At 66.2% G+C, this 23,075-nt stretch carries 21 protein-coding genes; 10 read left to right on the forward strand and 11 right to left on the reverse strand.

Annotated features, from left to right (window positions below; genetic code table 11):
* Positions 1–143: 143 nt before the first annotated feature.
* The 6 genes from C4901_RS18740 to C4901_RS15660 form a co-directional block, all read right to left on the reverse strand.
* The gene (locus C4901_RS18740) at positions 144–326 is read right to left on the reverse strand and encodes a Rieske 2Fe-2S domain-containing protein (protein ID WP_240611782.1); all 183 of its coding nucleotides are present in this window, start codon (positions 324–326) and stop codon (positions 144–146) included.
* A complete protein-coding gene (gene petA, locus C4901_RS15640) occupies positions 323–766 on the reverse strand; it encodes a ubiquinol-cytochrome c reductase iron-sulfur subunit (protein ID WP_240611783.1) in 444 nt (147 codons plus the stop codon). The genes C4901_RS18740 and petA overlap by 4 nt, the downstream gene beginning before the upstream one ends.
* A 117-nt stretch (positions 767–883) precedes the next feature.
* The gene (locus tag C4901_RS15645; protein ID WP_168185769.1) at positions 884–1,156 is read right to left on the reverse strand and encodes a hypothetical protein; all 273 of its coding nucleotides are present in this window, start codon (positions 1,154–1,156) and stop codon (positions 884–886) included.
* On the reverse strand, positions 1,105–1,398 hold the full coding sequence (locus tag C4901_RS18940; RefSeq protein ID WP_110138127.1) for an SDR family NAD(P)-dependent oxidoreductase: 294 nt from the start codon (positions 1,396–1,398) through the stop codon (positions 1,105–1,107). The genes C4901_RS15645 and C4901_RS18940 overlap by 52 nt, the downstream gene beginning before the upstream one ends.
* A complete protein-coding gene (locus C4901_RS18945) occupies positions 1,395–1,655 on the reverse strand; it encodes an SDR family NAD(P)-dependent oxidoreductase (protein ID WP_110138128.1) in 261 nt (86 codons plus the stop codon). Before C4901_RS18945 ends, C4901_RS18940 begins: the two co-directional genes overlap by 4 nt.
* 14 nt (positions 1,656–1,669) lie before the next feature.
* The gene (locus C4901_RS15660; RefSeq protein ID WP_168185770.1) at positions 1,670–2,032 is read right to left on the reverse strand and encodes a c-type cytochrome; all 363 of its coding nucleotides are present in this window, start codon (positions 2,030–2,032) and stop codon (positions 1,670–1,672) included.
* 345 nt (positions 2,033–2,377) lie between these two features.
* Here C4901_RS15660 and C4901_RS15670 point away from each other — a divergent pair, with 345 nt between their 5' ends.
* Complete coding sequence (locus C4901_RS15670; protein ID WP_110136120.1) at positions 2,378–2,560, forward strand: hypothetical protein; 183 nt, start codon at positions 2,378–2,380, stop codon at positions 2,558–2,560.
* Between the two features lie 907 nt (positions 2,561–3,467).
* Here the strand turns inward: C4901_RS15670 and C4901_RS15675 are convergent.
* The gene (locus tag C4901_RS15675) at positions 3,468–4,277 is read right to left on the reverse strand and encodes an EAL domain-containing protein (RefSeq protein ID WP_168185771.1); all 810 of its coding nucleotides are present in this window, start codon (positions 4,275–4,277) and stop codon (positions 3,468–3,470) included.
* Between the two features lie 473 nt (positions 4,278–4,750).
* Between C4901_RS15675 and C4901_RS15680 the strand changes: the two genes are divergently transcribed.
* Positions 4,751–8,395 carry an AAA family ATPase gene (locus C4901_RS15680; protein ID WP_110138131.1) on the forward strand — a complete coding sequence of 1,215 codons (3,645 nt, stop codon included), beginning with the start codon at positions 4,751–4,753 and terminating at the stop codon, positions 8,393–8,395.
* A 213-nt stretch (positions 8,396–8,608) separates the two neighbouring features.
* Here the strand turns inward: C4901_RS15680 and C4901_RS18295 are convergent, their stop codons facing one another.
* Positions 8,609–9,493: an SEC-C metal-binding domain-containing protein gene (locus tag C4901_RS18295; protein ID WP_205736073.1), complete on the reverse strand. Its 885-nt coding sequence runs from the start codon at positions 9,491–9,493 to the stop codon at positions 8,609–8,611.
* A 257-nt stretch (positions 9,494–9,750) separates the two neighbouring features.
* On the opposite strand from C4901_RS18295, the gene C4901_RS15690 reads away from it, so the two are divergent.
* The 7 genes from C4901_RS15690 to C4901_RS15720 all read left to right on the forward strand — a co-directional run bounded on the left by C4901_RS15690 (position 9,751) and on the right by C4901_RS15720 (position 16,964).
* The gene (locus C4901_RS15690; protein ID WP_168185772.1) at positions 9,751–10,080 is read left to right on the forward strand and encodes a helix-turn-helix transcriptional regulator; all 330 of its coding nucleotides are present in this window, start codon (positions 9,751–9,753) and stop codon (positions 10,078–10,080) included.
* On the forward strand, positions 10,074–11,378 hold the full coding sequence (locus C4901_RS15695) for a type II toxin-antitoxin system HipA family toxin (protein ID WP_110138133.1): 1,305 nt from the start codon (positions 10,074–10,076) through the stop codon (positions 11,376–11,378). The genes C4901_RS15690 and C4901_RS15695 overlap by 7 nt, the downstream gene beginning before the upstream one ends.
* A gap of 99 nt (positions 11,379–11,477) precedes the next feature.
* Positions 11,478–13,133 (forward strand): peptide ABC transporter substrate-binding protein, encoded by a 1,656-nt coding sequence (locus C4901_RS15700; RefSeq protein WP_205736074.1) that lies wholly within the window; start codon positions 11,478–11,480, stop codon positions 13,131–13,133.
* Between the two features lie 52 nt (positions 13,134–13,185).
* Positions 13,186–14,133 carry an ABC transporter permease gene (locus C4901_RS15705; protein ID WP_110138134.1) on the forward strand — a complete coding sequence of 316 codons (948 nt, stop codon included), beginning with the start codon at positions 13,186–13,188 and terminating at the stop codon, positions 14,131–14,133.
* Positions 14,126–15,019 (forward strand): ABC transporter permease, encoded by an 894-nt coding sequence (locus tag C4901_RS15710; protein ID WP_110138135.1) that lies wholly within the window; start codon positions 14,126–14,128, stop codon positions 15,017–15,019. The genes C4901_RS15705 and C4901_RS15710 overlap by 8 nt, the downstream gene beginning before the upstream one ends.
* A complete protein-coding gene (locus C4901_RS15715; RefSeq protein ID WP_110138136.1) occupies positions 15,016–15,993 on the forward strand; it encodes an ABC transporter ATP-binding protein in 978 nt (325 codons plus the stop codon). Before C4901_RS15710 ends, C4901_RS15715 begins: the two co-directional genes overlap by 4 nt.
* The gene (locus C4901_RS15720; protein WP_145960761.1) at positions 15,990–16,964 is read left to right on the forward strand and encodes an ABC transporter ATP-binding protein; all 975 of its coding nucleotides are present in this window, start codon (positions 15,990–15,992) and stop codon (positions 16,962–16,964) included. Before C4901_RS15715 ends, C4901_RS15720 begins: the two co-directional genes overlap by 4 nt.
* Positions 16,965–17,147: 183 nt before the next feature.
* On the opposite strand, the gene C4901_RS15725 is transcribed toward C4901_RS15720, so the two are convergent.
* From C4901_RS15725 to C4901_RS15735, 3 genes are all read right to left on the reverse strand, one after another.
* On the reverse strand, positions 17,148–19,868 hold the full coding sequence (locus C4901_RS15725; protein ID WP_168185773.1) for an ATP-dependent DNA helicase: 2,721 nt from the start codon (positions 19,866–19,868) through the stop codon (positions 17,148–17,150).
* A gap of 82 nt (positions 19,869–19,950) precedes the next feature.
* On the reverse strand, positions 19,951–20,457 hold the full coding sequence (locus C4901_RS15730) for a 3'-5' exonuclease (RefSeq protein ID WP_205736075.1): 507 nt from the start codon (positions 20,455–20,457) through the stop codon (positions 19,951–19,953).
* A gap of 325 nt (positions 20,458–20,782) precedes the next feature.
* Positions 20,783–22,144: an MFS transporter gene (locus C4901_RS15735; protein ID WP_110138140.1), complete on the reverse strand. Its 1,362-nt coding sequence runs from the start codon at positions 22,142–22,144 to the stop codon at positions 20,783–20,785.
* A 96-nt stretch (positions 22,145–22,240) separates the two neighbouring features.
* Here C4901_RS15735 and C4901_RS15740 point away from each other — a divergent pair, with 96 nt between their 5' ends.
* Entirely contained in the window at positions 22,241–22,966 is a 726-nt protein-coding gene (locus C4901_RS15740; RefSeq protein ID WP_110138141.1) for a helix-turn-helix transcriptional regulator, read from the forward strand.
* The last annotated feature ends 109 nt before the right edge of the window (positions 22,967–23,075 follow it).

Here is a 23,075-nt window from a genome sequence, read left to right on the forward strand (position 1 = left end):
CTCCCTACCCGGCCGGCTGGCCGGGTCCCAATGATGCGCGAGACCCATAGACCCTCGAAGGCTCGCGAGTACCGCACTTTCCCGATCCCGCACGGATGCCTGTGATGCGCCATCCGTGTAGCGGACCGTCGAATTGGCCGCCCCTAACATAAATGCGCCTTTGGATACATCTTGGTGATGGTCACTGACTTGCCATTCGGCGCGTAGTGGTACTCGGGGATGCACATGTTGTGCGGGGCCGGGGAACCCTTGATGACCCGGCCGGACAGGTCGTACATCGACCCATGGCAGGGACAGTGGAAGCCCCCGAGCCACCACGCCGTCACCGACGCCTTCTTGGGGCCTTCTTGGGGCGGTAATGGGGGATGCAGCACAGGTGATTGCAGATGCGGATCATCACCAGCCACTCGGGCTTGCGCGCCCGGTACATGTTCTTGCAGTAAGGGGGCTGCTGGGGGACCGTACAGTTGGGGTCCTTCAGCAAGTTCTTCTTCTCGGCCTCGAGCAGACTCGCCAGCATCTCCGGCGTGCGGTTGACGATGATCACGGGCTTCTTCTGCCACGGGACCGTCAGCTGCATGCCCGGCTCGATCGGCGCCAGATTAACGGTCGTCGATGCCGCCGCGGCCTCGGCCGCGGTCGGCTCGAGGCTTTCCACGAACACTGTGGCCATCGCCCCCGCGACACTCGCCCCCACGGCGGAGGTCGCCGCGATGGTTAAAAAGCGCCGGCGGCTTGTATCCACCGTACCACCCATATCGCTCATCGTCTTTCCCATGCTCCTACCTCAGCCTTCGTTGTCGTTGCGCCGTGCCGCGCGGTCACGGCTTGCCAGATATCTCATCCCCATAAGCCCCACGGCCTGAACCCCGGGCTTGCAGGCCTACGACGCCTGACCGTGATCCGCCCCCTCCATCCACTCCCGGGCCTGCACGCGCTGGCCGCGATAGGGGTGGCCGGTGGCGGCCATGAGCGCGACATAGGCGGGCATCAGGGCCTCGGGGGTCGGCCACGAGGCGGTCGGGGCCCCGGGGTGGGTGCGCAGCCGCATCTCGGTGCGCGCCGGGCCGGGGTCGAGGACGTGCACCCGGACCGGGGTGTTGCTCAACTCCGCGGCCCACATGAGCGCGAGGTTGTCGGCCCCGGCCTTGGCCACGCCATAGGCCCCCAGTAGCCCTTGGGGTGGGCCGCGCAGGCATCGCTCGTAAAGAGCACCGCGCTGTCGGCGGCCGCGCTCAAAAGCGGCAGGCACGCCTGGGTCAGCAGGAACGGGGCGGTGAGATTGACCTGCAGGGTGTGGGTCCAGGTGTCGTGCGGATGGAAGGCGAGCGGGGTCAGCATCTCCAGGACCGCGGCGTTGTGCAAGAGGCCCTCCAGGTGTCCGACCTGATCGGTCAGCGCCGCGGCGAGCGCCGTGTAGTCGGCGGGGTGGCGACCGCCAGATCGAGCGGGTGGGCGATGGGGGTCGGGGCGCCCGTGGCGACGATCGCGTCATAGACCGCCTCGAGCGCCGCCACCTGCCGATCGAGCAGGATGACCTCGGCGCCGTGCCGGGCGTAGGCGAGCGCCGCGGCGTAGCCGAGGCCCTGGCCGGCACCGGTCACGAGCACCGCGCGGCCGGTCAGGGCCTCGGCCGCGGGCATGGGATGGGCCATCGGGGACTCCTTCACTACAGGGTATGGACGTAGGCGGCGAGCGCGGTCATCTGCGCGGTCGACAGCTTGCCGGCGACGGTGCGCATGATGGCGTGCGGGTCATTGGTACGGGTCTTGTCCTTGAACGCCTGGAGCTGGGCGATGACATAGGCCTGATGCTGACCGGCCAGACGCGGGAACCACGGCAGGAGTCCGCGACCGGTGGCGCCATGACAGGCCATGCACGCCGGCAGGTGGTCGGCGATCTTGCCGCCCATGAAGAGCTTGCGCCCGGCGGCCACGAGCTTCGGGTTCGCGCTCTGCCCGGGGGCGCCCTTCTGGCTGGCGAAATAGAGCGCGATCGCGCGGATCTTGTTGCGCGGGATCATCGCCGCCATGCCCCACATGATGGACTTGGCCAGGGGGTCGGCGCGGGTGTGGTTGCGGAAGTTTGCGCGGGATCATCGCCGCCATGCCCCACATGATGGACTTGGCCAGGGGGTCGGCGCGGGTGTGGTTGCGGAAGTCCTCGATCTGCTTCACGAGATAGGGCTCGCCCTGACCGGCGATGTTGGGGAACTCGCCCAAAGGCGAGATGCCGGTCATGCCATGACAGGCCGAACAGGTGCTGGCCACGAGCGAGGGCATCTTCGGGTGCGTGGCCACGAGCGGCGGCGTGCGCCCGGTCAGAAGGGAACTCGCCCAAAGGCGAGATGCCGGTCATGCCATGACAGGCCGAACAGGTGCTGGCCACGAGCGAGGGCATCTTCGGGTGCGTGGCCACGAGCGGCGGCGTGCGCCCGGTCAGAAGCCGCGCCTTGACCGGAGCGGCCTTGGGCTTGGCGGTCTTGGGCTTGTGGGTCGCGGTCTTGGCGGCCTTCGCCGATGACACCGGCTTTCGCGTCGCCGCCGGGTTCGCGGCATAGGCGGCGGTCATGACTGCCAGTCCCAGTCCCAGTGCTAATCTTGGGCTTGTGGGTCGCGGTCTTGGCGGCCTTCGCCGATGACACCGGCTTTCGCGTCGCCGCCGGGTTCGCGGCATAGGCGGCGGTCATGACTGCCAGTCCCAGTCCCAGTGCTAACGCCTTCTGTAGCCCTCTCATGCGTCTACGCTCTCCTCAAGCCTTGATGATGTTACGGGCAACGCCCCGGTCATTCCCGGCGATGCCGCCTTCACTGCCGTCCTCTTGTCCCGATAGGCGGCCACGAGATCACGGGCTTGCGGCCTGCTGCTACGGCCGCCGCCCGACCCCGTCCGCGCATCGCGCGCCTTTCCCGAAGGCACCCCGCCCGGTCTGTTCCATCCATAAATAAATTATTCTATGCATAAAGACATAAAGCTGACTTATCAGGTCAATAAAATATACATATGTTTTGAGGTAAGTAAAGGGGGCACGAAAGCGGCACGCCTTACGGGACGGGGTATTTGGGTTTGGGCGGCGTCGAAAGCGGGCCCGACGGGGCCTAAAGCGTCTCGGACTCGATCCTGCGCACGCCATACCCCGCATGGCGGCAGGCCCGCTGCACCGCGCTCCTGGGATGGTCGCCCCTGGACCGTGGGCCTTGACGGTAAGCCCCCAGCGCGGGGCCGGGATGTAACGCAAAAAGGCGGCGAGGATAGGGAGGGCCGGGACCGCACCCCGATCGTCGACGAAACGAGCGCTTGAGGGAGGTGGGAGGCATCATGCCTGCCGGCCGGGCGCGCCCCGAGGCCCCCGGCGATGCCGCGGGCAGGCTGAGCGACAACAGTTGATGGAGCGGGTCCCGCGATCCTGTCAGCGGGACGAGGCGTCCGAAACCCGTTCGAACGCAGGGGCGTTTCGTTTCTCGGCGTCAGGGGCCGATGCGTCCGGCCTCCGCGACCGATGGCGCGGCGCGGACAAAATGGCCCTGCATGAGGCGCACCTGATGATCTCGAAGCCACAAGGCCTCGGCGGCGGTGTCCACGCCCATGGCCATCACATCGATGGCAAGGTCACGAGAGATGGCGAGGATGCCTTTCATCGCCACCTGCCTGGACCGACTTTCGTCGATGCCGCGCACGAGCAACGGATCGATCTTGATGATGTCCGGCCGGAAATCCACGAGCACGCCAAGACCCGCGTAGCCCTGACCAAAGTGATCGACGGCGACACGAAAACCCGCGTCCCGGTAATCCGCCAGGACCGCAAGCGCCGGCGGGTGGGGCGCGGCCCATTCCTCGGGCGGGACCTCGAACAGGATGCGCCGCGTCGCAAAACCGGCATCGCGCGCGACACCAAGCACAGCCGCAATCGCGCGCGCGGGCGGGCAGGCCCCGCTCGTGGGCAGATTGACGGCAAGTCGCGCATACGCCCCATGGCGCATCGTCGTCGTGATCGCGCGCGACAGCCAATCATGGGAAAAATCCCAGACCGCGTCCGGGCAGCGCCCTGGCGCCAGCCGCGCCTGGGCCTCCAGGGCATACAGCTTGTGGTGGCACCCCTCGACGATCGGCTCGAACGCCAACACGCAAGGGCCGGACGCCCGATATCGGAGGCCCATGCCCGGAAGCCTGGATCCTTGTCCGGTGCCGGCAACCAAGAGATCCCGAATGCCGTCGCGATCCCGGGGCGGCGATATCGTAAGCCGCGCATGTCGCATGAGGGGTGGTGCCTTGTTCATAACCATATCCGAGACGAGCCGATTGGGAAGGATCGCGGACCTTGAGGCGATCGCGATGGGTACGGGTGCCAAGAGGCCAGAAAAACGGCGCAAGACTACGCATCCCCGCTGTAGAATCGCGCCCGGTTACGCCCGGCGTGCACATCCCTATGCCCGGGATACCACCCCGAGTCTCGCGCATCCCTTTAGCAAGCGGCTTGCGCGCCAAAACCATACCGTCATGGGGCGCCACTATACCGCCTCCGCTATTGCCGATTATTGTGCCTGTTACACCTTTCGTATCAACGTGTTAGCATGCCTGTATCAGAAAGAAGTCAGTCCGCCGCGAGATCGATTAATGCCTCCAGCCCTGGAATACGCCTATGTTTTCGGACAGACCATAACACCGGGCCCGCGGAGGATGGGTCGTATCGGCGCATTGCGGTCTGCGTGCCTTTGTCCGTAATCGACGGAATCGGAACCCTGAAAGCGTGATGCGCGAACCCAAAGAACGACGCGATCGCCGCGGCTTTGTCGAAATCGCCATCCTGGGTCCGCTCCAGTTGCGCGTCGACGGCCGCGATCGCCCCGTTCCGCCGCCCGCGGCGCGCCGCCTGCTCGTGTATCTCGCCATGGAAGGCGACATGCGCTCGCGCGACACCCTGACCTCGCTGCTCTGGCCGGGGATCGCGAAAGACCGCTCGCGCCCACGCTTGAGTCAGGCGCTCCATGGACTGAAGTCCGCGCTCGGCCGCCACGGCCAACACATCCTGCGCGTGGAGGGTGACGCCGTGGGCCTGCATGCGCACCATTACGGGCTCGACGCGCGCGCCTTCCGGGAACTGGCGACCTCGGGCTGCAAAGAGGATCGGGGACGCGCCCTGAACCTCTTGCGTGGGACGCCGCGCGGATACAATGACCGCGACAACGTCCGCTGGCAGTCCTGGTTCAGCCGCCAGATCGACACGCTCGCGGCCCTCGTCGCCGATCTGTTTCATACGGCATTGAACGAGGCGCGCGAACGCGGGGAATTGTCGCAGGCCCAGGACCTCGCGCGCCAATGGATCGGGTTTTCACCCTACGACGAACTCGCGCATCTTGCCCTCATGGAGACCCTGTGCGAATCGGGGCTCGAGAACGCGGCATTGGCCCATGCGGATCTCTTTAGCCGACGCCTGGCCGAGGAACGGGGGCGGCGCCCGGGAGAGGCCCTGCGCGCCTTTCGTGCGCGACATACGCAAACGGCCGCGCCCGTGACGCATCATTCGCCAATCGCGGAAGAACCGTCCCCCACCTTTCATAAGGGCGCGGTGGCGGTGCTGGCCTGCCATTTACATAAGGCCGGCGAGGATACCGAGACCTTGGTGGTACGCCATTATCCCCTGGTCGCCGAGATCGCGAGGCTCTTTGGCGGCCTGTCCCTTCTGAATCCCAACGGCTCGATGGAGGTCCGATTTCACGATCAGGTGGACGGTGCGCGCCGCGCGGCCGAGTGTGCGCTGCGCATCCGATCACGACTCTCGCCCGATGTCCTGATCGATCTTGGCATCCACTGCGGCACGGCCCTCGTGACCCATGACGCCAGCCCCCAGATCATGGGCGGCGTCTCGCGGGCCGCCCATGATCTGGCGTTTCGCAGTACCGGCGGGATATTGGTCTCACAGCCCGCCCGCGATGCCGCCGCCACCCTGTTCCGTTACGCCCCCGCCGACGACCCGGAGATGACGGGCCTCGCCGCCTTCCGGCTCGTCGAGCCCCGCGCGGCGCCCTCGGCGCACGCCCCGCCGCGAACCTTCGGCCGCGAGATCGAAGAACGCGTGCTGCGCGCCGCCTGGGCGCGGGTCGCGAGATCCGGGCGCGGCACCCTGATCCATATGCACGGGGAGCCCGGCATCGGCAAGACCCATCTCTTGCGCCACTTCGTTCGGGATCTCCCCGCCGATACCCTGATTCGCTACTATCATTGTGCCCCAGAGCATCAAAGGAGCGTGCTCGGCCCGATTGCGGAGGTCGTCCGGGACATCCTCGGCGGCCATGGAGACCTGCTCACCTATCCGGAATTGTCAGCGCAACTCGGCGCGCGGGGCATATGCGATGCGTGGCTCGTGGATGTGTGGGCGGCATGGCTTGGCATACCGGTCTCGGACCCGGTGATCGAGACGCGCACCGCCACGGCGGATTTCAAGGAGGCCTTGTATGAGAGCGTGTTGGAGGTTCTTGCCAATGGCCTAAACGAGGTGGCGCGCGTCATCATCGTCGACGATGTCCAATGGGCGGACCCGAGCTCGATGGAGCTTTTGGCGCTCTTCATCACGAAGATGGTACGCCTCCCATGCCTGGTCGTTCTCGCCTCCCGCGGACGCGGCGCGTTGCCGACGCCAGCCGGGCTCATCCCCATCGATCTGCCCTTGAAGCCGCTGTCAGTGGTCGCGGCCGCGCAGCTCGTCCTCGATATCGCCCCCGAGATGCCAGTGGGGGTACGGCGATCGATCGTCGAGCGCGCCGCGGGCACGCCGCTGTTCCTAAGGACCATCGCCCATCTGGCGCAATCCGCGAACGATGCGCAAACACCGATCCCGGACAACCTCCAAGAGATCCTGGTCGGGCGGATCTATGCCCTGGGCGCGGCCGCGGGTCTCGCCCAGGCCGCGTCCATCCTCGGGCAGTCGTTCCCATCCGAGCATCTGGCCCGCCTGTGGGCCTCCCCGGAAGACCACTTCACGCGGGCGTGTGGGGTCTTGAAGGATGCGGGCATCCTTGTGTGCGATGACGATGGGCAGACACGCTTTGCGCACGCGCTCTATTTCGAGGCGGCGCGGACTACGCTCGCGCGCGAACAGGCACGCGTCTGGCACCACAAGGCGGCCCTCCTCTTGAGTCAGGATGCGCGCTGGAGCGCGGCCCATCCGGAACGCCTCGCCGAGCACTTCACCCATGGCGGTGACCTAGGCGAGGGTCTGATCTATTGGCGGTTGGCGGCGCGGCGCGCGGCCACCCTTCTCGCGCCGCAAACCGCACTGCTGCACCTGACCACGGCACTCGCCGCCATTGAGGCATCGATCGATGCCGAGGCCTTCTGGCGTCACGAGCTCGCCATCCGTTGCGACTTCGCGGCCACCGGCTGGGGCGTGGAGGGCTTTACGAGCGAGCGTATCCGCGCCAACCTGACGCGCCTGCTGGCGCTTTGTGAACGATATGACGTGACCGGGCCACCGCGTTATCTCGTGTTGCGCGCCGCGTGGCTCGACGCCTTTGGGTTCGGTGATATGCGTGCGGCCGAGCGCGCCGCCGACACCTTGGCGGAGGCCGCCTGGGAATGCGAGGAACCGCGCTTTGGGGTGGCCGCCGGGCGCTTCGCCCAGGGGGTGTCACTTTTGTGGCAAGGACGGATCGAGGCGTCCGCGGCGGCCCTCGAAGATGGTGTCCGGGAATGCCGGCGCGAGTTCCATGCCTTGAGTCGCAAGCTCCTCGGCGAGGATGTCGCCGTAAGCCTGCGCGCCTACCGGGCCATCAGCCGTCTCGCCCAGGGGCGCATGGAACAAAGCCTCGGGGAGATCGATGAACTCGAACGCGAGGCCGAGGATTCCGGCGTCCATGCCACCATTGCCTATGTGCTCACGATCCACGGCGCGCTGGCGTTCTTCAAGCGAGACCTCGGGCGCGCCGAACGGGTCGTGGCGCGCCTGGAGGAGGTGTGCGCCGAGGCCTCGCTCACGTTATGGGCGACGGTGGCCTCGATATACCGGGCGTGGATACGCGCGGAGGCCGGCGATTGGACGGAGGATGCCGCCCGCCATCTGGCGACCGCGCTTTTGGGCATCGAGGCGATGTGGCGGAGCGGACTCGCATTCTGCGCCACCATCCAATGCGCGGCCCTGCTCGCCGCGGGCGACCCGGGATTCCCGGAGGCCATGCGCCACGCGCGTGACCTTGTCGACACCACCGGGGCATTCTTCATGCTGCCGGACCTCCTGCTGCAAGAAGGCCTATGGCACCGCCGGCTTCGTGATCCGCGGACGCGCAGTACCGCGCTTACGCTTATGCGCGAGGCCGAGATACGCGCCCGCGAACAGGGTAACCACCTGTTTGCCGGCAGGGCGCGCGCGGCCGCGGCCGATCCCCGTCGGACACGCCGCTAGTCGACGAGGCCCAGGCCTGGGCGACCTTGCCTGTATGGGCCCCGCGCTCCCTCCCTGCGCGGTCGCGAGCGCTTTACAGGCATTCCCATCCCCCATCCATCGGGTCGCCCGAGGCATCGGGCACAGCACGAAGACGCAAGACCCATGCCCCGCAGGCTGGGGAGTCGCCGCGCATCCCGTCGGACGCGAACCGGCCCCATTCATCCCCTTGGATCAGGCGCCACAGCACTTCTTGTACTTCTGGCCCGAACCGCACGGGCAAGGCTCATTGCGGCCGACCTTGCGCGTGATGATCCGCCGACCCGCGGCCTTCATCTCGGCATGGCGACGTGCAAAGCGTTCGAGATGACGGGGGTGTCGTTGACGAAACGCGTCCCAGAGCGCGCCCAGCCGCGCCGCCCCGTTGTCCTCGGCGCGCATCTCGTGCGCGCCCGTGAGGTGGGTGTGGACATAGCCGGGAGGACCATCGCCCCACAGGACGCTCACCGGCTCGAAATCGACGTCAACCTCGTCACAGGCGCAATCCGGCGTCGGGCAATAGAAGTCCACGGCCTCGTAGAGTTGACCATCGAGCTCATAGAGGTCGCGCCGGCCGCCCTCATACACCTCCCTCCACGGCAACTTCTCCCCCGGCCTCCATCCCGGCATGAACAGGGTCTTGGCAAGCGGTATGGCGCGCGGATCGCTCCGCCCCTTGGCGCGGTGCCAGAGACCCGCGATGGCGTCGAGCACCTCGCCATCGATCGCCTCGGTTATGGCGCGGATCTCGGGGTGGGCCGCCAGATCCAAGGGCCCTTCGCCATCAGACGCAAGCGGCAGGGCGCTGTCGATATCGAGAGCGAAGGCCGGAAGACCGGAAACCTCGCGGGCCGCGACCTCGTAATCCGCGCCCGTTTCCCAGGCATGGCGGACACAGGCACCGCGCGCCATAAGTGTGTCGCGCCCCGCGTCGCTTGCGATGATCACGGCGGTTCGACAGAGGCATTGCGGCGTGGGGCACGTGTGGGCCCAGATCCAGAACGCACCCGCGCCCCTATCCGCCAATGCGAATACCCCGTCGTCGGCCGCAAGCTTCCGACCCGTCGTCCCGGCATCCATCCCGCGCCACCCTCAATAGGACCGCTCCACGGGATGTTACCATGGCCCTGGGGCTACGATAAGCGCTGCGCTAGGCTGCCCATTCACGTCGCCTCAAGGATAAGACCGTGGTCGATCCCGCGGACCTCTCCGCGAACCGAAAGACCCCCTCTCGGGAACAACGCCCATACCCCGCGAGGTAGCCTCTGGATCCATTACGTATATAAAATTGGCTATTAATGGCATATCCATGGGGAATAGATGATATAATACCCATTATGGACACCGGACATGAATCGCTCAGTGACCGCGCCATCGCCGCGCGGCTCGGGGAGCGGCTACGCGCCTTGCGGTTACGCCGCAACCGCACCCAAGAAGACGTGGCCGCCCGTGCCGCCGTGAGTCTCGGGACCTTGAAGGCCCTGGAGGCCGGGCGCGGCAAGCTCGAGACCCTGATCGCGATCTTGCGGGAACTGGGCGCGCTGGCCGCCGTCGACGCCCTTCTCCCCGAACCACCGGTAAGTCCGCTGGCGCTCGCCCGCCGGGGGCGGGGGCGCCGTCGGGCCTCGGCTAAGGGCGGGGCGGGTCCAGATGGGCCCGCATGGTAACGCGCACGACGACCGCGATCGCACGGCTCTGGGGACAGGACATAGGGGCGGTCAGCTGGCTACCGGACCGGGAGCTGGCGGCCTTCGAATTCGAACCGCGATTCCTGGCCTTGGGTCTCGACGTCGCACCACTTGTCATGCCGCGTGCTCGGGCGCGCGGGCAGGTGTTCGTCTTCCCGACCTTGAACCGCGAGACCTTCATGGGCCTGCCGGGCCTTTTGGCCGACGCCCTGCCCGACAAGTTCGGCAACGCCTTGATAGACGCCTGGCTGGCCCGCACCGGTCGCGTAATCGCCGAGTTCAACCCGGTGGAGCGCCTCTGTTATATGGGCGACCGCGGCATGGGCGCCCTCGAATTCCGCCCGGCCCTCAACACCGACCTCAAGCGCCGCGTATCCGTCGACATCGCCGAACTCGTCGCACTGGCCCGCGAGGTGACCGCCGCCCGAGACCGTCTCGATGCCCGTGTCGGTAGTGGCGACGGCCCGGACGCCGAGGCCTTGCGCGACATCCTGCGCGTGGGTACCTCGGCGGGCGGGGCACGCGCCAAGGCGGTCATCGCCATGAATGGCGCCGGCCGGATCCTGTCCGGCCAGGGACCGGTGCCCGAGGGCTATGATCACTGGCTCCTCAAGTTCGACGGCGTGGCCGATCTCGAGCTTGGCAAGACCCGGGACCACGGGCGTATCGAATACGCCTACTCGCTCATGGCCTCGGCCGCGGGGATCACGATGAGCGAGTGTCGTCTTCTGGAAGAAAACGGCCGGGCCCACTTCCTCACGAAACGCTTCGATCGCGGGACCCTGGGCAAACGCCATCTGCAATCGCTCTGCGGGCTTGCACATTACGACTACAACGCCCCCGGGGCCTATGGATATGAGCAGGTGTTCGCGGTCATGCGCGAGTTGCGCCTGCCGCGCGCGGAGGCCGTTCAACAATACCGGCGCATGCTGTTCAATGTCGTGGCCCGCAACCAGGACGACCACACCAAAAACATTGCATTCCTGATGGATCAGGACGGCCAATGGCGGCTCGCCCCCGCCTTCGACATGATATACGCCCACAACCCGGGCGGCCGCTGGACCAGCCGTCACCAGATGACCATCAACGGAAAACGCGACGGCTTTACGCGCGACGATCTGCTGGCCGTGGGGCGGTCCCTGGGTATCCACGCACCGGATCGGATGCTGGGGGAGATCGTCGATGTCGTGGCGCGGTGGCCCGACTACGCGCGCGAGACCGGCGTCAATCCCGCCCGCGCCCGCGAGATCCTGAGCACCCTGCGGCTCGCGTGGTGATCGGCCGGCGGCCGCGCGCCGGGTCCTTTCGTCGCCTGCGGTCGCGCCGGACGCACACCTTTGGCATGATGCACAAAGACGATGAGATGGGGGCCAGACATGGCCTTGCGGTACCGGATAGCGCGGGCGGTGATGTGCGGCGGCTTATGCGCGCTGGCGGCGGGCGCCCATGCCGCACACGCCCCGATCCTCGGTCCGATCCATGGCGGGACGGTGGTCACCGTGCCCGGGGTGGGGCTCTCGCCGCCGGCGGCGGTGAACGGTTTCAATCCGCTTCTGATCTCGTCGGCCTTCGACCAGCAGGCGGCGGGCCTGCTCTATCAACCGCTCGTATGGGTGACGCGCCGATTCCATATCAACAAGACCTTGAGCATCGCGCGGCGCATCACCGTAAGTCCCGGCCACAGGGTTTTCACCGTCACCCTGTGGCGCCATTGGCGGTGGTCCGACGGGGCGCCGGTGACGACCGCGGACGTGGCCTACACCTACCATATGATTCAGCGCCTGGGACCACAGTTCGCCAACTACGGGGTCGGCGGCATCCCCACGGACGTAGCTTTGTTCCGGGTGCTCGGTCCTTACCGCCTGCGCATCACCCTGAAAAGCCCCGTCAATCCGCGCTGGTTCATTCTGAATGGGCTGGCGCTGCTGACACCCCTGCCGGAGGCCGCCTGGCGGCACGTCTCGATCACCGGCCTCTATGATCATCTGGCCGACCCGCACTTCTTCAGCGTCGTCGACGGGCCCTTCCGACTGGTATCCTTCGTCGCCGGACGCTATGTCACCTTCGGACCCAATCACCGCTTTACGGGCCCCGACAAGCCCTATCTCCATCGCCTGGTCATGCGCTTCCTGCATGATCCCGAGTCGATCTTCTTTGGCCTGAAGACCGGCAAGATCCAGATCGCCGATCTTCCCCACAAGCTCTTCCCAGGGCGCCGCGCCCTTCGGGGCTTCCGTGAACGCACGGTGGGCCCGGTATGGGGGTTCAATTACCTGGGCTTCGATTACGCCAACCCGCGGATCGCCTTCGTGCGCGATGCGCGCGTGCGCATGGCCATGATGCATGCCATCCGCCAGCGCCTCCTGATCCGCGTGCAGTACTACGGGCAGGGGGTGCGCGACTACGGCCCGATCCCGCCGCGACCACCCACCTATCTCTCACCGATGGCGCGCCGCCTCGAACGCACCGGCGCCTATGACCCGCGCCTTGCGCGCCAGCTGCTGCGGGCCGCCGGCTGGCACCGGGGTACGGGCGGCATCCGCGAGAAGGACGGGCGTCGGCTCGCATTCACGACCCTGCTGCCGCCCGGCCAGATCCGCGGTCCGACACTCATAAAAGACATGCTCGCCAAGGTCGGCATCGACATGCGTCTGCGTGAAAAGCCCTTCAACGAGATCGTGGCCATGACCCAGGGGCCGGACGCCACGAAATGGGACGCCATCTACCTCGCCTGGGGGTTGAGCGTCTATCCGAGCGCGCGCAACATTTTTGGTTGTGGCGGGGCCAACAACTTCTATCACTACTGCAGCCATCGCATGGACGCCTTGCTCGATGCCATCCCCACCGCATCCGGCAAGGGCGCCATCTATCGCTACGAGGACTACTTTATAAAGACCCAGCCGCTCCTGGTCCTTCCCGGTCAACGCCATGTCATAGAGGCGCGCGATGACATACATGGCCTTAAGCGCGCCTACTCGTCGATGGGCGGTTTCGAGCCCCAGTACCTATGGGTCGCGAGGCGCGACCGATGAGGCCTTCCCGACGACTCGCCCGAAAATGCCCGCAAACGGGCGGCGGCCAGCCATGAAAAGGGCGCTCCTCCAAAGACTCGGGAGCTCGCTTTTGTCGCTCGCGCTGCTCGTGACCCTGGTGTTCTTCATGATCTACGCCACCCCCGGGGGGCCGGCCTACAGCATACTCGGCGTCCATGCCACGCCGGCGGCGGTGGCGGCCCTGAACCACCAGATGGGGCTCGATCACCCCATCTGGCGCCAGTACCTCACATGGTGGGACCATCTGCTGCATGGCAACCTCGGCTACTCATTCACGCAGCACGCGCCGGTCGTCGATCTGATCGGCTCCTATCTCCACAATACCCTGCTTTTGGACGCGGTGGCCGCGACCGCGGCGATCATGCTCGCCATCGCGCTCGGTCTCGCGCAAGGGGCGCGCGCCCGCGACCTGGGGCGCGTCATCGGCGCCGGACAGATCATCGGCTACTCCCTGCCCACGTTCTTCGTGGGCACGGTCCTGATCCTGGTATTCGCGGCCGATCTCGCCTGGCTGCCCCCGGGCGGGCTCGGTGGCAGCGCGCGCTCACCTGGGCTTGCGAGTCTGTGGCGCCATCTGGCGCTGCCGGCGGTGACGCTGGCGCTGCCGCTTGCCGCCGGGTTGTCGCGCTATTTCGGCCACCAGGTGCGCGAGGAATACCGGCAAGACTATGTCCGCGCCGCGCAAGCGCGCGGGCTCTCTCCGTTGCGCATCGCTTATGGCCATGTCCTGCGCAATGCCGTGCGCCCGCTCGTGACCGTGATCGGCATGATGATCCCGTCATTGGTCGTGGGCGGGGTGTTGACCGAGAGCGTGTTCAATTACCCGGGGCTCGGATGGCTGTTGTGGCGTTCGGCACTGGAACAGGACTACCCCACCCTCACCGCCATCGTCCTCCTGATCGGGGTGTTGACGATCCTCGGCAACCTCGCCGCCGACCTCGTGAACACCCTGCTCGACGTGCGCGTGCGCTATGACTGACGATAGCACCCCGGCCCGGCCCACCCTTCACTCTGGCGGCCTCTTCCAAAGACGCAGGCGATGGCCGGCGGCGCTCGGCAAGGTGCGCGCGGACATGGGTGGCGGTGTCTTGTTCCTCGTCCTCGTTCTCTTTTCCTGGATCGGGCCCCTGCTCTACCCACACGACCCACTTGCCATCCACGCCCACCACATCCTCGCCGCCCCAAACGCGCGCTTCCCACTCGGCACCGATGCCCTGGGACGCAATGTCCTCGCGCGCCTCATGCGCGGGGGGCAGGCGACGCTTGCCATATCGTTGTGGGCCTCAGCCATAGGCCTGCTCGCGGGCCTCCTGTACGGCATGACCGCCGGCCTTGGACCGGCATGGCTCGATCGGGTGCTCATGCGCCTGCTCGACACCCTGCTTGCCATCCCGACGCTCGTCCTGATGATATTTTTTGCCGCCATCGTGCCGCTTAACGAGACCAGTCTCGCCCTGCTCCTCGGGCTCGTGGCGTGGCCTGGCATCGCAAGGCTTACGCGCAACGAGACACTCGCCGCGCGCGAACGCGATTATGTGCGCGCCGCCCGCCAGTTCGGGGCCGGGCGTCTTTATATAGCGCGTGTGCATATCCTGCGCGCCATGCTGCCGCTCGTGATCGTCAACGCCACCTTCCTCATGGCCGACATGATCCTCGGGCTCTCGGGGCTCAGCTTCCTCGGCCTTGGCATCCAGCCCCCGCATGCCTCCTGGGGCGGTCTCCTAAATAGCGGCGCCGGGCTCGCGGTCATAGGCTCCTGGTGGCTTATCGTATTCCCGGGGCTCGCCATCTTTCTCGCAATCCTGGCCATGAATATGCTTGGACAGGGACTGCTCGCGCGCCTCGAGGGGGAGCAGCGGGGATGACCACGGACAGACCCGCGCTTGCGGTATCCGGACTCACCCTGGGACTGACCCGCGACCGATGCGCGCGGGCGCTCGTGGAGGACCTGTCGTTTGACGTGGCGCGCGGCGAGATGCTGGCCTTTGTCGGCGAATCGGGGTCCGGCAAATCGCTCACCGCCGCGGCGATCTTCGGGCTGCTGCCCTCGGGAATCCGCCGCCTGGCGGGCTCGATCCGCGTGAATGGCACCGATCTCACCACACTGTCCGACCGCCGGCTGCGCGCCTGGCGCGGGCGCGACATGGGTCTCATCTTCCAGAACCCCTTGACCGCCCTGAGTCCAAGCGTCGGCGTCCAGGCGCAGATCGCCGAGACCTATCGCGTGCATAAGGGTGGGACGCGGGATGCGGCACGCACGCGCGCCCGCGCACTCCTTGCCGAGGTGGGGCTAAAGGCCCTGGCGACCGGCGGCGATTCCTACCCTCACCAACTTTCCGGCGGCATGCGCCAGCGCGTCATGATCGCCTTGGCGCTTGCCTGTGACCCGGCCCTGATCATCGCCGACGAACCCACGACCGCGCTCGACGTCCTGATCCAGGCACAGATCCTCGATCTGCTGGCGCGACTTCAGAGGGAACGGGGGCTCGCCGTGGTGTTCATCACCCATGATCTCAGGCTCGCCGCCCGCTACGCCGATCGCATCCTGGTCCTCTATGCCGGACGCGCCGTCGAGGAAGGAGGCGCGGCACGATTCTTCACGGCCCCGCGCCACCCCTACAGCCGCGCCTTGCGCGACGCCATCCCGACCATCCCGGGCACGGGTGGCCGTCTCGCCGAGATCCCCGGGCAACCACCCGGACCGGAGGTCCTTCCCGCCGGCTGTCGTTTCGCGCCGCGCTGCGCGAACGTTCGCGAAGACTGCCGGCGAACCGAACCGGCCATGACATTCGATGGGACGCGCTTTGCCTGCCTTCATCCGTGCGTGGGGGCGCCATGATTAGCGGACTGCGCGTCGAGAATCTGTCGGTCGAGTACATCGCAAGGCGCCGCCTTAGGCGCGCACGCGGCGAAACCCATAAGGCACTCACCGATATCCGCTTCACCCTGGCCCCAGGTGAGACTTTGGGGATCGTCGGCGAATCGGGCTCCGGCAAGACCACGCTCGGGCACGCGGTCTTGCGCATGACGCCCGTCGCCCGTGGGCGCATCCTGTGGGACGGCGTGGATCTCGCCACCCTGGGCGACCGGGAACTGCGCCCCTATCGCCGCGAGATGCAGCTCGTGTTTCAGGACCCGTACGAGGCCATGAACCCGCGCATGAGCGTAGGACATATCGTCGCCGAACCGCTGTTCCTCGCCTGCGATCTCGACCGCCATGCGCGCCGGGCGCGGACCGTGCAACTCCTCCACCAAGTCGGTCTCGATGAGTCGCTGCTCGGGCGCCACCCCCGTGCGCTCTCCGGCGGCCAGCGCCAGCGCGTCACGCTCGCGCGCGCACTCGCCACCGAGCCGCGTCTCCTGGTGTTAGACGAGCCGACCTCGGGGCTCGACGTCTCGCTCCAGGCACGCATCCTGAACCTGCTGCGCGACCTCCAGACCGACAAGGGTCTGAGCTACCTCTTCATCAGTCACGACCTCGCGGCGGTCTCCTATGTCGCCCAACACACACTGGTGCTGTTTCAAGGGCGGATGATGGAACAGGGGCCGACGGACGCCCTGCTCCGCCACCCCGCCCATCCCTACACCGCGGCACTGCTCGCGGCGCTGCCGGCACCCGTCCCGGGATGCGCGCCCAAAGGCCTGGCGCCCGCGATGGATCCCATCACCGATCCCGCACCCGGCGCCTGCGTCTATTACCGGTGGTGCGCCCGGGCCCAGCCGCGCTGCCGCGTGGAGGTACCAGACGCCACGCCTTTTGACGATCACCGTCTGGTGGCGTGCCATTATCCAGCGACACGGGATCCCTGAAGGCGGGACACGAGCCGCTCGAGACAACGGGTGAGCCTGAACACCGGGACCATAGCCGCTACCGGGAGATACCGACGACCGCAATGCTCGGCCTTTAAGAAAAACCGTTCCGGTGGCACACGCGGTAGCCGTGGATACCTCGATGGCGCCTGGCACAAACGCGAGGATCGGGATCAAGTCCCCTTACGAGGCGTGTCGACACATGGCCCGCACATCACAGGTCCGGCAAACCACGCCCGGGCTCGGCGGACAGTCTCTAGCCCGGAGTCGCGCCGCGACCGACAAGACCTCGGCTTCCGCGGCCTTGATCTGATCCGGCGCCACGTCTATGGCGATGCGAGCGCCCGCATGGAGGTCATGGACATAAGCGGCGCGTATATCCAGGCCTTCCCGGCGTCCCGCATCCACGTATATCTGCAGCTGCCGATCGACGTGCTGCCCATTATCCGTCGCGGTCTTGTAATCGACAACGACCAGCGCACCGTGGCTCCCGCCCTCTTCCCCCAGTATGACATCCGCTCTTCCCGCCACCACCACATTGTCCAGATGCAGCTCAAACGGTCTCTCCACCGCCCAGGTCCGCTTCAGGTCCTCACCGTGGCTGGTGACATATCGATCAACCAGGCGCCGTGCCCCATCCCTCATCTGGCGATGGGCCGGCTTACTGGCCGCCGGCAGATAAAATTCCTCATCAAAGAGGTCCTCGATCCACCGGGAGTCCGGCGCCTCCTTGTGTTGTCGCGTGTATTCGGCCACGTTACGCAGGATATGGTGCACGGCCTTGCCATAACCAAGCTCGGGAGCCAGGGGCGGCTGAAACCCTATGAGTCTGCGCAAACGGTATGCGAGCCCGCAGATCTTGAATTCCGCGAGTTCCGAAACGGTTACGGACAGGATATCGGACTCATCATTTCCCGCATTGGCTACTGATGGAAGCGAAATCGCTTCGCAATACCCTGACATCTTTTCCGCGACATCACGAATGAACGGCGACGGTGGGACTTTCTGAGTATTGGGCCGATCGTGCGTAGACAGCGATAGCCAATCCCGTGCCCTGGTCATGGCAACATAGAAGAGGCGACGCTCATCATTGAGGGAACCTTCGTATCGCGCCTTATTAAACAGCTGCTCCGGCACCAACCAGGTCATCGGCTTCCCCGTTGCCTGCGGTGGGAATCGCCGCGCCGTAAGGCCGGGCACGAATACGACGGGCCACTCCAGGCCCTTGGCCTTATGGATCGTGGTCAGATCGACAGCGTCCATAGTGAAGGCCTCTTCTCCGTCAAACCCTTCCCATTCTCCCAGCGCCCAATTTTGGATGTAGATCGCAAGCCAGCGAAAATACCACTCCCCGCGATCCTGTCCGCCAATGACCTGGCCTGGGACATCAGGGTCCAGGCGAGGACGCCTGTGCGTTCTCTCGAAGTCCACGAGGATCCCCGAGCAACGCGCAATGGTGCCGAGACGTGCGATTGCGCAACCGTCCCGCAGGTCCCACGATGAGACACCACAATCACCCAGAAGCGCGTAATAATCGCCCACCAGATCCGCCGGCCCCGTCGCGTCCTGCGCCTCAAGGCGCCAGCGCTCGAGGCGTGCATACACTCGCTTTCGTCGGGCACCTTTGAGGGCGAATCGGTCGCCATACGCCCGCACAAGATCATCCAGAGTCCCGGGCTCCTCGACCGCATAAGTCGTGGGTCGCCATCCATAGCCCGCCAGGTACGCAAAGGTGCGCCCGAAGAGTTGCGCGTCTGCCTCTCTGAAGAGACCCGCACGGCCACCTGGCTGCACCGGTATTTTGTGGGCCGCGAACGCCGCCAGCAAGCGTTCGTAGGACGCCGACGACCGTACCAGGACCGCGATATCGCGATACCTGAACCCCTTGACGGCCAGCGCCGCGATGGTTCCCGCGATGCGCTTCGCTTCTTCCTCCTCGGTTGATAGGCGCCAACAGTTCACCTCAATGTCCCCTGCGTCTCGATGCGTCCGCATCTCCTTCTCGAGACGCCCCTCGATACTCTTGGCAAAACGATTCGCGGTCTTAATTATGGCCGGCCGGCTACGGCGGTTGACAGTGATCGCAAACGAGGCCACGTTTGGATAACGCCCTGCAAAACCTACAATATTGCCGACATCCGAGCCGCGCCACTGGTAGATCGCCTGGTCATCGTCGCCAACCACGCAGACATGGACCGGGGACGTCGCAAGACGTGCGATTAGCGCCTCTTGCGCAGGATTTATATCCTGATACTCATCGACGACGAGATGCCTGAGTGGATCATGGACGGCTGTGAATACGCGCGGGTCGTCGAGCGCCTCCACGGCCTTCGTTATCACCTGACCGAACGTGAGGAACTTGTGGCTCTCGAGCTCTTCATGGAATCGCTCGAGGATATCGCCAAACGGCTCTTGCAATTGACTTGTCTCTATGGCTTCGTTTTCCACGACTTGAAGGTTGCGGGTGAACGCCTTGAGGGACGAAAACAGCTGCCCGTCTATAGCCTTCAACTGGATTGTCCTGTGGACGCGCATGAGGAACGCGGTTAGTTCATGCTCATCCAGAACATCGAAGTTGTCATAACGCGCCACATATGTCTGAAGGAGATGAAAACAATAAGAATGGATCGTCCCTATGAAACATCCGTTCATCTTCCCCAAAAATGCCTCGCCGAGCCGCTCAGCAACCCGCTGCTCGACGCGGCGCTTGAGCGACTGGGCGGCGCGATCCGTGAACGTGAACGCAACCACGGCTGCGGGCTCTACACCCTCGGTAAAAAAGTCGGCGATGCGCTGGGCGACCACCTCGGTCTTTCCGGAACCCGCGCACGCGATGATCTGAAGGTGGGATCCACGATGCCGAATGGCCCGCAAGGCGTCTCCCGTGAGTCGGGGGCTATTCATGCGCGCGGCACCCGTCGGGCAGCTGCGCCAAGGCTTACCACTGAAGGCTCGCGCCGTTTGCGGGGTGACTGCCGTCGCACGATCACGGCCGCCACCCTTCTTGCCTTGCCCGAAGCGCGATCTCGGCGCATGCCCGGGCATCGGATCCGGCCTCATGATGATTGAGGGGGATACCCAAATGACGGCAGACATCGGGTAGGCGGGTGGGGTAGATGCCCCAACGCGCACGGGCCAGCTGCACGGTGCAGATAAACCGCCGGGCAGGGGCGGTCAGGCCATAGTGCTCGCAGCAGCGCATAAGCACCCCGCGGTCAAAAGCGGCGTTATGGGCCACGAGGTAATCGGCCCACTCCATGTATTCCCGAATCTGGGGCCAGGATTCGGCAAATGACGGCTTATCCCGGACGTCGTTCCAGCGCAGTCCATGGATGTGGGTGAAGGTGAATTGGCGGCCAGGGGGACGAATCAAGAGAGTGCGCTCGGCAACAGCGCGCCGGCCCTCCACATAGACGAGACCGACCGCGCAGGCGCTGGTGCGGCTGTGATTGGCCGTTTCGAAATCTATGGCAAGAAATGCGCTCACTGGCATCCCGCCCCACCGGAACCTCCGGCACTCCCCGATGATCCAGGATGCGCGCGGATTTAATGTCTTTTCAGTCTAGGTGGCCCGACGCATGCGTGCAACCATGAGTATGCGGAACGTGAGTGGCCGCATGGACGACGATCTTCGGGTAGCGGCCAGACGCATTATTTGGCCGAGGGATCGGCTTTAGCGCCGTACGCGCAGCCTTGGTGGTCTCCGGGGCGGTAGCAACAACGGCCGGCCGTGGGGGTCGCGCCCCCACTCACAAGCAAGGCCTTCACCTGCAAGCCGCGGATGAACACCCATCGGTTTGGGCCATCAAGGCACGCCCTCACGCGCGCAAGGCCAGGACGGCGCCCGCCGCCACCACCAGCGCCCCGAGGCGTAGCGCCCCGACAAAACCCAAGGGGCCGGCGCCACACGCACCGTACACCGTGGCCGCAACCGCGACCCCGAATGTCGCGCCGACCATGCGCGCGGCGTTGGCAAGGGCCGAGGCCGTACCTGAACGCCCAGGGGCGACGGCACCGGCGGCGAGCGCGAGATTGGGGCCGGTGGCCAACGCCATGCCAAGGCCCGTGAGGGCAAGCCCACCCTCGGTGAGCGCCAGTGGCGCGCCGACACGGCTCACTGACACCACCGCGAGGCCCATGGCGATCAGCGCCATGCCGGAGCCGATCAAGGCCTTGGCGCCGAAGCGGGCGCTCCAACGCCCGGTCTTGTGCGAAAGCGCGACGAAGATCATGGACATGGGCAAAAGCGCGAATCCGGCTTCACCCACCGTCAGGATGCCAAAGCGCTGCCAGGCGAGCGGCACGAGGAACAAGAGACCATACATGCCGAAGGTCATGGCGGCCGCGACCCCCATGGCGTTCACCAACGCACCCTGGCGCAAGAGCGCGAATGGCACCATGGCGGCGGCACCCGCGCGGCGCTCGACGATGAAGAAGCCCAGGGATGCGGCCATCCCGGCAAGGATCGCCACAGCCGCGTGGGTAGGCGCGGTGGCGGCGTAGGTGAAGGCACAGAGCGCGCCGATCGCAAAGGCCTGTCCGGCGAGATCGAGATGGCGGCCGGCTGGGGCCTGCGATTCGGGGAGAGAGCGCACGGCCCACGCGGCGACGAGCGCCAGCGGCGCGGTCACGAGAAAGATGCCACGCCAGCCCGTGACCGCCACCAGGAAGCCACCCAAAGGCGGGCCGATCACAAACGCCGCCCCATTCATGCCAGCCCACACGCCGATGGCATGGGCGCGCCGGGCGGGCTCCTGCCACAGCACGCGCACGAGCGCGAGTGTCGCCGGGAGAATGAGCGCCGCCCCGACCCCGGAAATGACACGGCCCGTGACCAGCACCCCTATGGTGGGCGCAAGTCCCGCCACGGCGCACCCAGCCGTGAAAACCCCGAGGCCCCAGAGCGCGATGCGCCGGCGGCCAAGGAGATCGGCGAGCGTGCCGCCGGATAGCAGCAGGGCCGCATACGCGAGATTGTAGGCGGCCACCACCCATTTTATCGTTGCGACCGGCGCGCGCAGCGCGACTCCGATGGCGCGCACGGCGAGGTTGACCACCGAGGTGTCCACCTGAACCACGAGAACGGCCAGACACAAGGCCCAAAGCCATCGCCGCTCCAGGTCGGGAGCGACCACGACTACGCCCGCCAACACGTCCTCGTTTCCACCGCCATCACGCATGCCGCCCCCGAAAAGCCTGCAGACTAACCAACGGGCAGCCGCTATGGTACGGTGGCCACCGAAGTCACACGGCGTCTTCAGGGGTACCGTTCACTCATGTCCAATGCCTACAAAATGGCCGAGATTGCGCGCCTCGTGGGTGAGCCGGCGCGCGCTCACATGCTGCTCGCGCTAGGCGACGGACGCGCCCTGCCAGCCGGGGAGCTAGCGGCATGCGCCAATATCACCGCACAAACCGCGAGCGGCCATCTGGCGCTCCTCGAGCGCGCGGGCCTCATCAGCGCCGTGCGCCAAGGCCGGCATCGTTACTTTCGCGTGGCCTCCCCCGAGGTGGCGGCACTTCTCGAAGCGACACTGATCGTTGCAAGCGGCGTCCGTCCCGGGCAACTCTGCCCGACGCGCGTCGATCCGCTGCTGGCCGCCGGACGCACCTGCTACAACCACCTCGCCGGACACCTCGGGGTCGCGCTCTGCGAAGCCTTGGGCGCGGCGGGGCATGTGATCGTGGGCGAGGACGGCGCGCACCTGACGGAAAGCGGGCTTACCGTCCTCGCGCGCTGGGGCCTCGATGTCACTCCCCTGCGCCGCCACCCGTACACACGCACCTGCATCGATTGGAGCGAGAGGCGGCCGCACTTAGGAGGACCCGTCGGTGGCGCCATCTACCGCCAGTGCCTGGCGCGAGGATGGGTCACGCATCACCTGGACAGCCGCGCGGTGCGCGTCACCCCCGAGGGACGCAAGGGGTTCGCGCGGGTATTTGGGCTTGCGCTCCCCGCGCCGCTTATGGCCCGCAAACGCAGCACGCGACGCCTCGCCTAGATGGGCGCCAAGGGCACGGGCGAACTATCAGACGCGTGGCCAGGGCCCATGGCCGGCCAAGGAGTCGTCGCTGTCTTATTCGCGAAACGGGAAAGCCCGCAAGCGGCCG

Source organism: Acidiferrobacter sp. SPIII_3, from assembly GCF_003184265.1.
Taxonomy (GTDB): domain Bacteria; phylum Pseudomonadota; class Gammaproteobacteria; order Acidiferrobacterales; family Acidiferrobacteraceae; genus Acidiferrobacter.